This is a genomic window from Arenimonas sp. (genome assembly GCF_041919775.1).
In the GTDB taxonomy this organism is placed as follows: Bacteria; Pseudomonadota; Gammaproteobacteria; order Xanthomonadales; family Xanthomonadaceae; genus Arenimonas.
This window is the reverse complement of sequence record NZ_JAYRTE010000034.1, coordinates 1-14,406: the sequence shown is the minus strand read 5'-3', so window position 1 is coordinate 14,406 and position 14,406 is coordinate 1. Positions and strand designations below refer to the sequence as shown.

Annotated in this window: 14 protein-coding genes; 12 read left to right on the top strand and 2 right to left on the bottom strand. The window is 69.6% G+C overall.

The window, feature by feature from the left end; translation table 11 throughout:
* Positions 1 to 126: 126 nt before the first annotated feature.
* The 12 genes from ACE3TE_RS12670 to ACE3TE_RS12615 all read left to right on the top strand — a co-directional run bounded on the left by ACE3TE_RS12670 (position 127) and on the right by ACE3TE_RS12615 (position 12,580).
* Positions 127 to 1,572: an aldehyde dehydrogenase gene (locus ACE3TE_RS12670; protein WP_374605509.1), complete on the top strand. Its 1,446-nt coding sequence runs from the start codon at positions 127 to 129 to the stop codon at positions 1,570 to 1,572.
* A gap of 4 nt (positions 1,573 to 1,576) precedes the next feature.
* A complete protein-coding gene (gene can, locus ACE3TE_RS12665) occupies positions 1,577 to 2,239 on the top strand; it encodes a carbonate dehydratase (RefSeq protein WP_374605507.1) in 663 nt (220 codons plus the stop codon).
* Positions 2,236 to 2,670, top strand: coding sequence for a RidA family protein (locus ACE3TE_RS12660; RefSeq protein ID WP_374605505.1), 435 nt, complete (start codon positions 2,236 to 2,238; stop codon positions 2,668 to 2,670). The genes can and ACE3TE_RS12660 overlap by 4 nt, the downstream gene beginning before the upstream one ends.
* Positions 2,667 to 3,191 carry a 3-hydroxyanthranilate 3,4-dioxygenase gene (locus ACE3TE_RS12655; protein ID WP_374605503.1) on the top strand — a complete coding sequence of 175 codons (525 nt, stop codon included), beginning with the start codon at positions 2,667 to 2,669 and terminating at the stop codon, positions 3,189 to 3,191. Before ACE3TE_RS12660 ends, ACE3TE_RS12655 begins: the two co-directional genes overlap by 4 nt.
* 100 nt (positions 3,192 to 3,291) lie before the next feature.
* Positions 3,292 to 4,299: an amidohydrolase family protein gene (locus ACE3TE_RS12650; protein ID WP_374605501.1), complete on the top strand. Its 1,008-nt coding sequence runs from the start codon at positions 3,292 to 3,294 to the stop codon at positions 4,297 to 4,299.
* Positions 4,296 to 5,579 (top strand): kynureninase, encoded by a 1,284-nt coding sequence (gene kynU / locus ACE3TE_RS12645; RefSeq protein WP_374605499.1) that lies wholly within the window; start codon positions 4,296 to 4,298, stop codon positions 5,577 to 5,579. Before ACE3TE_RS12650 ends, kynU begins: the two co-directional genes overlap by 4 nt.
* Positions 5,576 to 6,934 (top strand): FAD-dependent oxidoreductase, encoded by a 1,359-nt coding sequence (locus ACE3TE_RS12640; protein ID WP_374605497.1) that lies wholly within the window; start codon positions 5,576 to 5,578, stop codon positions 6,932 to 6,934. Before kynU ends, ACE3TE_RS12640 begins: the two co-directional genes overlap by 4 nt.
* Positions 6,935 to 6,958: 24 nt before the next feature.
* On the top strand, positions 6,959 to 8,392 hold the full coding sequence (gene sbcB / locus ACE3TE_RS12635) for an exodeoxyribonuclease I (RefSeq protein WP_374605495.1): 1,434 nt from the start codon (positions 6,959 to 6,961) through the stop codon (positions 8,390 to 8,392).
* Positions 8,389 to 9,072, top strand: a complete 684-nt coding sequence (locus ACE3TE_RS12630; protein ID WP_374605493.1) for a DUF2461 domain-containing protein — start codon at positions 8,389 to 8,391, stop codon at positions 9,070 to 9,072. The genes sbcB and ACE3TE_RS12630 overlap by 4 nt, the downstream gene beginning before the upstream one ends.
* 216 nt (positions 9,073 to 9,288) lie before the next feature.
* Positions 9,289 to 10,101: a hypothetical protein gene (locus tag ACE3TE_RS12625; RefSeq protein ID WP_374605491.1), complete on the top strand. Its 813-nt coding sequence runs from the start codon at positions 9,289 to 9,291 to the stop codon at positions 10,099 to 10,101.
* 3 nt (positions 10,102 to 10,104) lie between these two features.
* On the top strand, positions 10,105 to 11,343 hold the full coding sequence (locus ACE3TE_RS12620; RefSeq protein WP_374605489.1) for a DUF4785 domain-containing protein: 1,239 nt from the start codon (positions 10,105 to 10,107) through the stop codon (positions 11,341 to 11,343).
* 79 nt (positions 11,344 to 11,422) lie between these two features.
* Complete coding sequence (locus tag ACE3TE_RS12615) at positions 11,423 to 12,580, top strand: MFS transporter (protein WP_374605487.1); 1,158 nt, start codon at positions 11,423 to 11,425, stop codon at positions 12,578 to 12,580.
* On the opposite strand, the gene ACE3TE_RS12610 is transcribed toward ACE3TE_RS12615, so the two are convergent.
* Positions 12,577 to 13,503 carry a 5'-nucleotidase gene (locus ACE3TE_RS12610; protein WP_374605485.1) on the bottom strand — a complete coding sequence of 309 codons (927 nt, stop codon included), beginning with the start codon at positions 13,501 to 13,503 and terminating at the stop codon, positions 12,577 to 12,579. The two genes, ACE3TE_RS12615 and ACE3TE_RS12610, sit on opposite strands and share 4 nt — an antisense overlap.
* A gap of 42 nt (positions 13,504 to 13,545) precedes the next feature.
* Entirely contained in the window at positions 13,546 to 14,325 is a 780-nt protein-coding gene (locus ACE3TE_RS12605; protein ID WP_374605483.1) for an NAD kinase, read from the bottom strand.
* Positions 14,326 to 14,406: the final 81 nt, after the last annotated feature.

Here is a 14,406-nt window from a genome sequence, read left to right as displayed (position 1 = left end):
CCTTCAGGCGCGAATCTTCTCCTGGCCAATGGCCAGGTCAGGAGATTCGCGCCTGAAGGCGCTCCTACACGCGGCCTGGGCTCCTGACCTGTCCGTACGGCGACGCGGCCGGGTAAGCTTGCCGCCATGAGCCTGCGACTGAGCCACCTGATCGGCGGTGACGCCCGGTCCGCCTCCGACGGCGGCTGGCTGGAGGTATTCGAGCCCGCGACCGGCGCGGTTTACGCGCAATGTCCCGCCGGCACCGAACAGGACGTGGGCGCCGCCGTGGCGGCCGCCCGCGCCGCCTTCCCGGCCTGGTCGGCGCTGCCCGCGGCCGAACGCGCCGCCTGGCTGAACCGCCTGGCCGACGCGCTGGAAGCCCGGCTCGAGGAGTTCGCCGCCGCCGAATCGCGCGATGTCGGCAAACCGCTGGCGCTCGCGCGCTCGCTGGACATCCCGCGCGCCGCCAGCAACCTGCGCTTCTTCGCCGCCGCCGCCAGCCAGTTCGCCAGCGAATCCCACGCCGGCCCGGGCGTGGTCAATTACACCCTGCGCCAGCCGCTGGGCGTCGTCGCCTGCATCAGCCCCTGGAACCTGCCGCTCTACCTGTTCACCTGGAAGATCGCGCCGGCCCTGGCCGCCGGCAACTGCGTGGTCGGCAAGCCGTCGGAGGTAACGCCGGTCACCGCCTGGATGCTGGGCGAGCTGGCGCGCGAGATCGGTTTCCCGGCCGGCGTGCTCAATATCGTGCAGGGCCGCGGCGCCGAGGTCGGCCAGGCGCTGGTGGACCACCCACAGGTGAAGGCGGTCAGCTTCACCGGCAGCACCGCGGTCGGCACGCGCATCGGCGAAAGCTGCGCGCGATCGCTGAAGAAGGTGTCGCTGGAGCTGGGCGGCAAGAACCCGACCCTGGTCTTCGCCGACGCGCCGCGGGACAAGCTGCTCGACACCGTCCAGCGTTCGGCCTTCCTTAATTCCGGGCAGATCTGCCTGTGCGGTTCGCGCCTGCTGGTCGAATCAAGCATCTACGACGACTTCCGTGACGAGCTGGTGGCGCGGGCCCGGGCCATGGTGGTCGGCGACCCCGCGGACGCGGCCACCCAGGTCGGGCCGGTGGTGTCGAAGGCGCACTTCGACAAGGTGATGGGCTGCATCGAACTGGCCCGCAGCGAAGGCGGCCGCGTGCTCTGCGGCGGCGAAGCCGTGGCGCCACCGGGCCGCTGCGCCGACGGCTGGTTCATCGCGCCGACGATCATCGAAGGCCTGGGGCCGGCCTGCCGCACCAATACCGAGGAAATCTTCGGGCCCGTCGTCACGCTGCAGGCCTTCGACAGCGACGAAGACGCCCTCGCGCTGGCCAACGCCGCCCCTTATGGCCTGGCCGCCAGCCTCTGGACCTCCGACCTGCGCCGCGCCCACCGCCTGGCCGCCGCCATCGACGCCGGCGTGGTCTGGGTGAACACCTGGATGAACCGCGACCTGCGCACGCCCTTCGGCGGCGTCAAGCAGTCGGGCATCGGCCGCGAGGGCGGCTGGGAAGCCATGCGCTTTTTCACCGAAGCCAAGAACGTCACCATCGACCTGGGATGAAGCGATGCCGCTGAAGGAACTGCTCGACAAGAACAAGGAATGGGCCGAAAAGGTGCGGGCCGAAGACCCGCAGTTCTTCAAGCGCCTGTCCGGGCTGCAGGCACCGAAGTACCTGTGGATCGGCTGTTCGGATTCGCGCGTGCCCGCCAACCAGATCACCGGCCTGATGCCCGGCGAGGTCTTCGTGCACCGCAATATCGCCAACGTGGTGGTGCACACCGACCTCAACTGCCTGAGCACCATCCAGTTCGCGGTGGACGTGCTGAAGGTCGAACACATCCTCGTGGTCGGCCACTACGGCTGCGGCGGCGTGCATGCCGCGCTGACCGGCACGCGCGTGGGCCTGGCCGACAACTGGCTGCGCCACGTCGGCGACGTCGCCAACAAGCATGCTCCGCTGCTCGCCGAGGTCGACCTCGAGTCGCTCAGGCATGCCCGTCTTTGCGAACTCAACGTGGTCGAGCAGGTGGTGAACGTCTGCGAAACCACGATCGTCCGCGACGCCTGGTCGCGGGGCCAGAAGCTCAGCGTGCACGGCTGGGTGTATTCGCTGCTCGACGGCCGCGTGCGCGAACTGGGCATGGGCGTGGACAGCACCGACGAACTGCCGGAGGCCTATGCCCTGGCGATGAGCCACATCCGCGGCCGCCTCGGGGAACAGGCATGAGCGACATCTTCCGTACCGACACCGCACCGAGGCCGGTGGGCGCGTATCCGCACGCGCGCCGGGTCGGCCAGATGCTGTTCCTGTCGGGCATCGGCCCGCGCACGCCGGGCAGCAACGCCATCCCCGGCAACGTCTACAACGCCGCCGGCCGGCTGATCGACTACGACATCGTCACCCAGTGCCACTCGGTCTTCGCCAACGTGCGCGCGGTGCTCGAGGCCAGCCACTGCCGCTGGGAATGGCTGGTCGACGTCACCGTCTACCTGACCGACATGAGCCGCGACTTCCAGGCCTACAACGGCGTCTGGGCCGAATATTTCCCCGACATCAACAAGGCGCCCTGCCGCACCACGCTGGGCATCAGCGCCCTGCCCACGCCGATCGCGATCGAGCTCAAGTGCGTGGCGGCCTATCCGGAGTCGCACCGATGATCCCCAACGCCTTCAACCTGCAGCAGTGGATCGACGAACACCGGCACCTGCTCAAGCCGCCGGTCGGCAACAAGTGCATCGTCGACGGCGATTTCATCGTGATGATCGTCGGCGGGCCCAACCAGCGCACCGACTTCCACATCGAGGAAGGGCCGGAATTCTTCCACCAGATCGAAGGCGAGATGGTCCTGAAGATCCAGGAAGACGGCAAAGTGCGCGACATCCCGATCCGGGCCGGCGAGGTGTTCTACCTGCCGCCCAAGGTGCCGCACTCGCCGCAGCGCATGGCCGGCGGCGTCGGCCTGGTGATCGAACGCAAGCGCCGCGCCGGCGAGAAGGACGGCCTGCTGTGGTACTGCGAGAAGTGCAACCACCCGCTGTTCTCGGAGTATTTCGAGCTGGAGAACATCGAGACGCAGTTCCAGGCCATCTTCGATCGTTTCTACGGCTCGGTTGAAAACCGCACCTGTCCCGACTGCAAGCACCTCAACCCGGCGCCCGCCAGATACGACGCGAGCTGAGCCATGCCTTTCGAGCTGGACCTTTTCACGGCCAACCTGCTTTCACCGGTCGTGCTGGCGCCAAGCCGGTCCCGGCGCCAAAGCGGCTAGAATCCCGCCCATGCTCAAGATCGACAGCCACGCCCACTACCTGCCGAAAACCTGGCCCAACCTGGCCGAGAAGTACGGCGACGCCCGCTTTCCGGTGATCCACCACGAGGAAGGTCGCGCCCGCATCTACAAGGACGGCAAGTTCTTCCGGGAAATCTGGTCCAAGACCTGGGACCCGGCCGAACGCATCGCCGACTACGCGCGCTTCGGCGTGCAGGTGCAAGTGCTGAGCACGGTGCCGGTGATGTTCAGCTACTGGGCGAAGGCCCAGCACGCGCTGGAGCTGCACCAGGCCCTGAACGACCACATGGCCGAAGCCTGCCGCGACCACCGCAGGCACTGCGCCGGCATCGGCACCGTGCCGCTGCAGTCGCCTCGCCTCGCGGTGCAGGAACTGGAACGCTGCATGGACCAGCTCGACCTGCAGGGCGTGCAGATCGGCTCGCACATCAACGACTGGAACCTCGACGCCGCCGAACTGCAGCCCTTCTTCGAAGCGGCGCAGGACCTGGGCGCGGCGATCCTGGTGCACCCCTGGGACATGATGGGCACCGAGTCCATGCCCAAGTACTGGATGCCGTGGCTGGTGGGCATGCCGGCCGAACAGAGCCGCGCCGCCTGCGCGCTGATCTTCGGCGGCGTGCTCGAGCGTTTCCCGCGCCTGAAGGTCTGCCTGGCCCACGGTGGCGGCAGTTTTCCTTACACCATCGGCCGCATCGAACACGGCTTCAACATGCGCCCGGACCTGGTCGCCACCGACAACCCGCACAATCCGCGCAGCTACCTGCCCCGCCTGTATTTCGATTCCTGGGTCGCCGACGAGCGCGCCCTGCGCTACCTGCTCGACACCGTCGGCGTGCCGCGGGTGATGCTGGGCACCGACTACCCCTTCCCGCTGGGCGAACAGGAGCCGGGCGCCGGCATCGCCAACCTGGGCCTCAACGAAACCGACCAGGCGCGGCTCTACCACGGCACCGCGCTGGAATGGCTGGGCCTGCCCCGTTCGAGGTTCGAATGAGCGAGCTGCACACGATCGCGGCCGAGCGCCTGGACGCCGAAGACGCGCTGCGCGGGTTCCGCGACCAGTTCCTGATTCCCCGCCACGGCGACGGCGAGCAGACCTATTTCTGCGGCAATTCGCTGGGCCTGCAGCCGCGCGGCGTGCGCGAGGCCCTGCTGCAGGAGCTCGACGACTGGGCTGCGCTGGGCGTCGAAGCGCATTTCCACGGCAAACATCCGTGGATGCCCTACCACAACGAAGTGCGCGACGGCCTGGCCCTCATCGCCGGCGCGCAGCCGTCGGAAGTGGTGGCGATGAACTCGCTCACCGCCAACCTGCACCTGCTGATGGTCAGCTTCTACCGCCCGACGCCGGAGAGACCGGCCATCCTGATGGAAGCCGGCGCGTTCCCGTCCGACCAGTACGCGATGGCCTCGCAGCTGCGCTTCCACGGTTTCGACCCGGCGACCGACCTTATCGAGGTCCAGCCCGACGAAGCCAACGGCACGATCTCGATGGCCGCCATCGAGCGTGCGCTGGACGAACGCGGCCACCGCGTCGCCCTGGTGATGTGGCCGGGCGTGCAGTACCGCACCGGCCAGGCCTTCGACCTCAAGGAAATCACCCGGCTGGCGCATGCGAAGGGATGCGTGGTTGGCTTCGACCTCGCGCACGCGGCCGGCAACCTGCCGCTGGCCCTGCACGACAGCGGCGCCGACTTCGCCGCCTGGTGCAGCTACAAATACCTGAACTCCGGTCCCGGCGCGGTGTCCGGCGCCTTCGTACACGAACGCCACGCCACCACCGACCGGCCGCGTTTCGCCGGCTGGTGGGGCCACGACCAGGCCAGCCGGTTCAGGATGGGGCCGGAGTTCCAGCCCACGCCCGGCGCCGACGGCTGGCAGCTGAGCAACCCGCCGATCCTGGCGCTCGCACCGCTGCGGGTGTCGCTCGACCTGTTCTCGCAGGCGGGCCTGCCGGCGCTGCGCGCGAAGTCCGAGAAGCTCACCGCTTACCTCGAAGCCCAGGTGCTGGCGCGGCTGCCGAGCGTGCTGGAAATCGTCACGCCGGCGCAGCCGGAACGCAGGGGCTGCCAGCTGTCGCTGCGCGTGCGCGCCGGCCGTGACCAGGGCCGCGCGCTGTTCGACTACCTCGTCGCGCAGGGCATCGTCGGCGACTGGCGCGAACCCGACGTCATCCGCATCTCGCCGGTGCCGCTGTACAACCGCTTCAGCGACATCAGCCGCTTCATCGCCGCCGTCGAAGCCTGGTCGGCACCGGCCGGGAGCGTGGCATGACCCCGCGCGCACCGGTGACGATCGTCGGGGCCGGCCTCGCCGGTGCCCTGCTGGCCACCCTGCTGGCCCGCCGCGGCCTGTCGGTGGACGTTTTCGAGAAGCGCCCCGACCCGCGCCGCCGCGGTTACGAAGGGGGCCGTTCGATCAACCTCGCCCTGGCCGAACGCGGCCTGCACGCCCTGCGCCAGGCCGGCCTGCAGGACGCGGTGATGGCGCAGGCGGTGATGATGCGCGGCCGCATGGTGCACCCGCTGGACGGCGGCGAGCCGATGCTGCAGCGCTACGGCCTGGACGACAGCGAAGTCATCTGGTCGGTGCACCGGGGCCGGCTCAACATCGCCCTGCTCGACGCCGCCGAGGCGGCCGGGGCGCGCATCCATTTCAACCAGCGCCTGGACAGCGTCGACTTCGGCCGGCGCGTGGCCCTTTTCGTCAACGACCACGACCGCACCGCGCAGCCGCAGCCCTTCGAAGCCCTGCTGGGCGCCGACGGCGCCGGCTCCGGGCTTCGCGAGGCCATGCGCCCGCACGTGGCGCTGGGCGAACGCTTCGAACCGCTGCTGCACGGCTACAAGGAGCTGGAAATCCCGCCCGCGGCCGACGGCGGTTTCCGCATCGAGCCCAACGCCCTGCACATCTGGCCGCGCGGCGACTACATGTGCATCGCCCTGCCCAATACCGAAAAAACCTTCACCGTCACGCTGTTCCTGCCGATGCAGGGCGAACGCAGCTTCGCGGCCCTGCCCGACCTGGCGGCGGCCCGCGCTTTCTTCGAACGCGACTTCGCCGATGCGCTGCCGCTGCTGCCGGACTTCGACGCCGACTGGACCAACAACCCGGTCAGCGGCCTGGGCACCCTGCACCTGGACAACTGGCGGCTCGATGGCCGCGCGGTGCTGCTGGGCGACGCCGCCCACGCGATGGTGCCTTTCCACGGCCAGGGCATGAACTGCGCTTTCGAGGACTGCCTGGCCCTGGACCGGCACCTGGCGGAAGCACCGGATTTCGAGAGCGCATTCGCCGGCTTCGAAGCCGAGCGCCGGCCGAATGCCGAAGCCATCCAGACGATGGCGCTGGAAAACTACGTCGAGATGCGCGACCGCGTCGACGACGACGACTACCTACTCCAGCGCGCGCTCGAACAGGTGCTGGCACGCCGGCACCCGGGCCACTTCGTGCCGCGTTATTCGATGGTCAGCTTCACCTGCGTGCCCTACGCGGTCGCGCTGGAGCGCGGGAAGCTGCAGCGCGAAATCCTGGTCGAAGCCACGCGCGGCTGCCGCACGATCGAAGACGTGGACCTGGCCGCCGCCGACGCGCTGGTGCAGGCCCGCCTGCCGGCGATGCCGGCCTGATGCCGCGGCACGAGGCCTGAGTCCGTGGCCGACACCTTCCTCTGGTACGACCTGGAAACCTTCGGCCGCGACCCGCGGCGCACGCGCATCGCCCAGTTCGCCGCCCAGCGTACCGACACGCAGCTCAATCCGGTCGGAGACCCGATCAGCCTGTTCTGCCAGCCGGCCAAGGACCTGCTGCCCTCGCCTGAAGCCACGATGATCACCGGCATCACGCCGCAGCGGGCGCTGGCCGAGGGCCTGCGCGAGGCCGAATTCATGGCGCGGCTGCACGAGGAATTCGCCCAGCCGGGCACCTGCGCCGTCGGCTACAACTCGATCCGGTTCGACGACGAGTTCGTGCGCTTCGGCCTGTACCGCAATTTCCACGACCCCTACGAACGCGAATGGCGCAACGGCAACTCGCGCTGGGACCTGCTCGACGTGCTGCGCCTCGCCGAAGCGCTGCGCCCCGACGGACTGGAATGGCCCCGGCGCGAAGACGGCGCGCCGAGCTTCAAGCTCGAACACCTGGCCGAAGCCAACGGCGTGCGCGAAGGCGACGCCCACGAGGCGCTGAGCGACGTGCGCGCGCTGATCGGCCTGGCCCGGAAGTTCAGGGCCGCGCAGCCGCGGCTCTGGGACTACGCGTTTTCGCTGCGCAACAAGCGCCAGGTCGGCGGCCTGCTGGACGTGGCCAACATGACGCCGCTGCTGCACATTTCCTCGCGCTACCCCGCCAGCCGGCACTGCGCGGCGCTGGTGGCGCCGATCGCGCGGCACCCGCGCATCGAGTCGCGGGTGATCGTCGCCAGCCTGGACGAGGATCCGGCCCGCTGGCTGGATATGCCTCCCGAGGACATCGCGGAGCGCATCTTCGTCCGCAGAGCCGACCTGCCCGAGGGCGAACAGCGCATCCCGCTCAAGGAAGTGCACACCAACAAATGCCCGGTGCTGCTGCCGCTGGCGCACCTGCGCGACGCCGATTTCGAACGCCTCGGCATCGACCGCGACGCCTGCCTGGCCCGGGCGGAAACGCTGCGCACTGCCCCCGGCCTGGGCGAGCGCGTGCGCCGCGCCTTCGCGGTGGAGGCCGCGCTCGAGCCGGCCGATGCCGATGCGGCGCTGTACGACGGATTCCCGGCCGACGGCGACAAGCGGCTGTTCCCGCGCGTGCGCAGCACGCCGCCAGCCGGGCTTGCCGTGCTGGCGGACCAGTTCAGCGACCCGCGCTACGGCGAACTGCTGTTCCGGTATCGCGCCCGCAACTGGCCCGACAGCCTGGACCCGGCCGAAATCCAGCGCTGGGACGACTACCGACGCACGCGCCTCGCCGGCGAGACGCTTAGCGAGTACGACTTCACGACGTATTTCGCCGCCATCGCCCGGCTGAGGGCGGAATCCGAACCCGGCCCGAAGCAGGCCTGGCTTGACGCCCTGGAGGCCTGGGGCCACGACATCCGGCGATCCCTGTCATGAGCACCTATTTCAGCGACAAGACCTTCAGGTTCCTGCGGGCGCTGGCGCGCAACAACAACCGCCCCTGGTTCGAGGAGCACCGCAAGGACTACGAGGCCCACCTCAAGGGCCCGTTCCAGCGGCTGATCGGCGATCTCGAACCCGACCTGCTGGCGATCAGCCCGCATTACCGGGCCGACCCGCGCGGCAACGGCGGTTCGCTGTTCCGGATCCACCGCGACACCCGCTTTTCCAACGACAAGACCCCCTACAAGACCTGGGGCGGCGCCCGTTTTTTCCATGCCCGCAGCAAGCAGGTGCCGGCGCCGTCGTTCTACCTGCACATCCAGCCGGGCAACAGTTTCCTGGGCGGCGGCATCTGGCACCCGGAGCCGGACGTGCAGCGCCGGATCCGCGAGTTCATCGTCGACAATCCCTCCGGCTGGACCCAGGCCGTGCGCAGCCCGGCCTTCCGCCGGCGCTACGAGATGTGGGGCGACAGCCTGGTGCGCGCGCCGCGAGGTTTTCCGGCCGAGCACCCGCTGATCGACGACCTCAGGCGCAAGGACTTCACCGCCGGTTATTCCCTGGAGGACGAGGTGGTGCTTGGTCCGCGCCTGCGCCAGGCGGTGGTGTCGGGCTTCAAGGGCGTCGTGCCGCTGGTCGATTACCTGTGCGCGGCGCTTGAGCTGGAGTTCTGACGGCGTTTTCGGCCATACGCTGCCGCACTGCAGCATCGAAATGTGTTGACCGTCACGGATTTGCCCGTAGGGTGGGTCTCCATACGCCGGCGCAGGGGAGCACCGGAATCCACCGGACGGGGTTACGCAGGGACGGGGACACCACGTTTCGCATCGAATTCCTGGGGAGGGATCGTGCGCTATTTAATCTTCGCCGCCTTGGCGGCATTTTCGGGCGTGTGCAGCGCCAACACCGGCGTCGCCTTCGTGCATGGCACGGGCAAGCAGACCAACGCCACCGCCGACTACTGGACGTCCAGCTTCGTCAACAACGTGCGCGGCGGCCTGCCCAATTCCGCCAACTACGTGGTGATCAACTGCGACTTCACCAAATACATGTGGGACAGCGCGGCGGCCGGCTGCCTCGCGGGCCAGCTCGATGGCTTCATCAAGGCCCGCGGCATCACCCGGCTTATCGTCATCACCCACAGCAACGGCGGCAACGTCATGCGCTGGATCCTGTCGAACCCGACCTGGGACAGCCGCTACCCGAACATCATCAGCAAGACCGTGCGCGTGAACGCCCTGGCGCCGTCCTCGGCCGGCACGCCGCTGGCCAACGCGGTGATCAACGGCAACGTGTTCGAAGGCGCGCTGGGCTGGCTGCTCGGCTACCAGAACGACGCCGTGCGCATGCAGCAGACCAGCTGGATGGCCAGCTACAACGGCAGCTGGCTGTACGGCACCAGCGGTCGCCCGGCCCTGCCCAAACCCTTCCGCAGCGTGGTCGGCACCGACGTGGATTCGGCGATCTGGGATTCGGACAGCTACTGCGGGGGGTATGCCGAAAACGTCGGCCTGGAAACCACGCAGAACTGGCTGAGTTCGTGCTCGGATGGCTTCCTGGAGTGCTCGAGCCAGTCGGCGGCCGGCAGCGTCTGGTTCCAGGACAAGGCGCGCATGCGCGGCCGTGAACCGCTGTCGCACAACCAGAGCCGCCGCGCCTGCTTCGGGCTCGATTCCATCCTGCGTTCGGACATGGGGGCCTGAGCCATGAACAAGACACTTCTTGCCTGTTTCATCAGCCTTGCCTTCTCCTCGGCCCAGGCTGCCAGCCTGCTGCCACCCGGCGCAGCCGACCAGCAGCCTTCGAAACTGGTCGCAGCGCCGCTTCCCGGGGGCGAATTCGAACGCCAGCCCGTGGCCATGGCCTGGGCGATGGATCCGGCCACCGAGCTGGCGGCCGATGCTCCGCACCTGGCCGAAAGCCGCGAATACTGGGCGGCCGTTGACGCCGGCCAGCTCAAGGCCGGCTTCGGGCTCACCACCACGGCGCCCGGGGCGCTGGTGCGGATCAGCCCGGAAGCCCGGGTGAAATCCGCCTCCGTCGACCCGGGCGAGGTCCGCCTGCTGCGCGACGGCCGGCCCCTGCCCGCCTCGGCCTTCAAGCGCCTGGCCACGACCGGCCAGCTCAAGCAGGCCGGCATGGACGTGCCCGACGGCACCGTGATCGTGCAGCTCGACGACTCGCTGGGCCAGGGCCGCTTCCAGCTGCAGATGGGCAAGGCCTCGGGTCGTTACCTGGTGCATGTCTTCGAGCCGCACAGCAGCGTGGTGCTGCTGGCGCAGGCCGAAAGCAGCCGCCTGCTGGCCGGCGACACCGTCGAGGTCGCCACCAGCCTGCGCCGCGGCAAGGCGTTGATCGAAGGCGGCGTCGTGCAGGCGCAGCTGGTGTCACCGTCGGGGCAGTCCTGGCCGATGTCGGTCCGCAACGGCAAGGCCAGCGGCCAGCTTCCGCTGGACGCCGACCCGACGCCGGGGCTGTGGGAAGTCCAGCTGTTCGCGGGTGCCGCCAGCAAGGACGGCCCGGTACAGCGTGACGCCCGCACCGCGATCGAAGTCAGCCGGCCGACGGCCCGACTGGGCGGCGACTATGCCTTCGACCCGGGCAGCGTGAAGTTCAGCCTGCCGGTGCAGGTGGCGGCCCCGGGCCGCTACGAACTGCGCGGCGTGCTCTATGCCACCGGGCCGTCGGGTCAGTCCGCGCCGGTGGCCCAGGCGCATTCGGCCAACTGGCTCGAGGCGGGCGAACGCAAACTCGACCTGGCCTTCGGCCCGGGCAATCTGCCGATGGGCTACGGCGCGCCCTTCGAGCTGCGATTCCTCGAGCTCAAGGACCAGACCCGGCTGGGCACGCTGGAAACGCGCGTGCTGGCGCTGCGCGAGACGATCCGCCGGGCGCCGCGCGACCGCGACGAGGGCGGCGCGCTGGACCGCCGCCGGGTGCGCTAGTACCCCCGCGCCACGGGAACAGCGATGATGCGACGGCCGGGCCTTCGGGCCCGGCCTTTCTTTTTCCTGCCCAGCCACGATGCCCCGTCCTCTCTGGCGTTTCGCCGCCTTCTATTTCTGGTACTACGCCGCGCTGGGTGCCTACACGCCCTACGTGGGCCGCTGGGTGGACGCGCTCGGGCACGGCGGCTTCGTGATCGGCGCGATGCTGGGGCTCTGGTACGGCACGCGCATCATCGCGCCGCCCGCCTGGGCCGCACTGGCCGGGCGCAGTGCGCGTCCGGGCGAATGGTTCGTCGCCGGCTGCGTCGCGACAGCGCTGTGTTTCGGCGGATTCCTCTACACCGACCAGGCCTGGGCCCTGTTGGGCGTGATGGCGGTTTTCGGGCTGTTCTACAACGCGGTAATGCCGCAGTTCGAGGCCATGACGCTGACCGCGCTGGGCCCCAGCCCGGAAATGTATGGACGCCTGCGGGTCTGGGGCTCGGTGGGTTTCCTGCTGGTGGCGTCGAGCTACGGCGCGCTGATGGACCGGGTCGGCGCGACGGCGTTTCCCTGGCTCACCCTGCCCCTGTTCGTGGCGATGGCGCTGGCCGCCTGGCCACACCGGCACGACCGGCCGCCGGAGCACGGCGGCCCGGCGATCGCGGAAGCCGGGCACCTGTTCAAGCGCCCGGGCGTGCGCCGTTTCCTGCTGGTGGCGATGCTGATGCAGCTGGGTTTCGGGCCGTTCTACGTCTTCTACACCCTGCACCTGCAGGCGGCCGGGCATTCGGGCGCGGCGATCGGCGGCCTCTGGGCGATCGGCGTGCTGGTCGAGATCGCGATGTTCTGGCAGGCGCCGCGGCTGATCGCCAGGTTCGGTGCGGCCCGGCTGCTCAGCGTGTGCCTGGGCGTCACGGTGCTGCGCTGGGGGCTGGTGGCGGCCTTCGCCGACCTGTTCTGGATGATGGCGCTGGCGCAGACCACGCACGCACTGAGCTTCGCCACCTTCCACGCCTGCTGCATGCGGCTGATCACCGACTACTTCCCTGGCCGGCGGGCCGTGGCCGGGCAGAGCCTGCTCTACGGCTTCAGTTCCGGCGTCGGCGGCGTGCTGGGCGCCGGGCTGGCGGCGCTGATGTGGGAACGGGTGGGCGCCGGCCCCGCGGCCTTCGCTGCCGGCGCGGCGGTGGCCGCGATCGCCTGGTCCGTCCACGCGATGCGCCGGCGCGTGCCGGCGGCCGCGCCCGGCTAGGGCTCGTTGGTGACGCCGAAGGGCACGTGGCCGGTGGCGACGTGTCGCCGGGCGTTGTCGACGTTGTGCTGGGAATCGTCGAAGAAGATGTCGGCACCGAAGGTTTCCAGGAACGGGCCCTTGTCGCGCCCGCCCAGGAACATCGCCTCGTCCAGGCGCACGCCCCACTCGCGCAGGGTCAGGATGACGCGCTCATGCGCCGGCGCCGAGCGCGCGGTGACCAGGGCCGTGCGGATCGGCGAATCCTCGCCGACCGGGAAGGCTTCCTGCAGCTTGTGCAGCGCCGCCAGGAACCCCTTGAACGGCCCGCCCGACAGCGCCTCGGCGGCGCGGCTGGTCTCGTTGTCGTGGAAGGCCGCCAGGCCCGACAGCCGCGACACCCGCTCGGATTCATCGCCGAAGATGACCGCGTCGCCGTCGAAGGCGATGCGCAGCTGGTCGTGGGTGCGTTCGGGCGGCTTGGACGGCAGGATGGTGGCTGCGGCGACGCCGTGTTCCAGCGCGCTGCGCACCGAGTCCGGGTTGGCCGACAGGAACAGCTGGGCGCCGAAGGGCCGGATGTAGGGCCAGGTTTCCGCGCCGCTGGTGAACACCGCGCGCACGATGCCCAGCCCGTAATGGCGAATCGAATTGAAGATGCGCAGGCCGGTGTCGGAGGAATTGCGCGACAGCAGCACGACTTCGACGCGCGGCGCCTCGGCCGGCGCGCCTTCGTTGAGCGCCAGCAGCTTCTGCACCAGCGGGAAGGCGATGCCCGGGGCCAGGACGTCCTTTTCGCGGCTGCGCTGGAAGTCGGCGTAGGCCTGCAGGCCGCTGGCCTGGAACAGCGCATGGCTGTCCTCGAGGTCGAACAGGGCGCGCGCCGTGATGGCGACGACTAGGCGGTCTGAGGGGGATTCGGGCGGGAGGGAATTCGGGGCCATGGGGGCATTGTCGCCGGCGGCTGTCTCACCGGCCGCGACGGCTCAGGTGATGAACTGCTCGTTGAGGATGCGTTCCTCGAGGTTGTGCTCGGGGTCGAACAGCAGGGTCACCGTGCGTTCGAGCGATTCGCGCACGGTGATCTCGGTGACGTCGCGCACCTCGTGGGAGTCGGCGGTGGCGCTGACCGGCCGCTTGTGGCCGTCGAGCACCTCGATGCGGATCTCGGTGTCGGACCGCAGCAGCGCGCCGCGCCAGCGCCGCGGCCGGAAGGCGGCGATCGGCGTCAGCGCGATCACCTGCGAGCCCAGGGGCAGGATCGGCCCGTGCGCCGAGAAGTTGTAGGCCGTGCTGCCGGCCGGGGTCGCCACCAGGGCGCCGTCGCAGACCAGCTCGTCCAGCCGCACCTGGCCGTTGAGCGAGATGCGCAGGTGGGCGGTCTGGCGGGTCTGCCGCAGCATCGACACTTCGTTGTAGGCCAGCAGCGACACCGTCGCGCCTGATTCCGAGGTCGCCGTCATTTCCAGCGGCCGCAGCACGGTGGCGTGCGCGGCCTGCAGGCGTTCAAGCAGGTGCTCGGGCCGGTACTGGTTCATCAGGAAGCCGACCGTGCCCAGCTTCATGCCGTACACCGGCTTCCCGAGCGCGCCGTGCCGGTGCAGCGTGTGCAGCATGAAGCCGTCGCCGCCGAGCACGCACAGCACGTCGGCTTCCTCCGGCGCCACCTGGCCGAAGCCGGCCGTGAAGTGCTCGCGGGCCGCCTGGGCCTCGGGCGTGGAGCTGGCGAGGAAGGCGATGCGCGGGGTTGCGGGCAGGCTCGTCATGGCGCCGAGGATACCGCAGCGACCCTGGCGTAGGAGCGCCTTCAGGCGCGAATCTTTGGACTTTGCCCTTGGCAAAGAAGG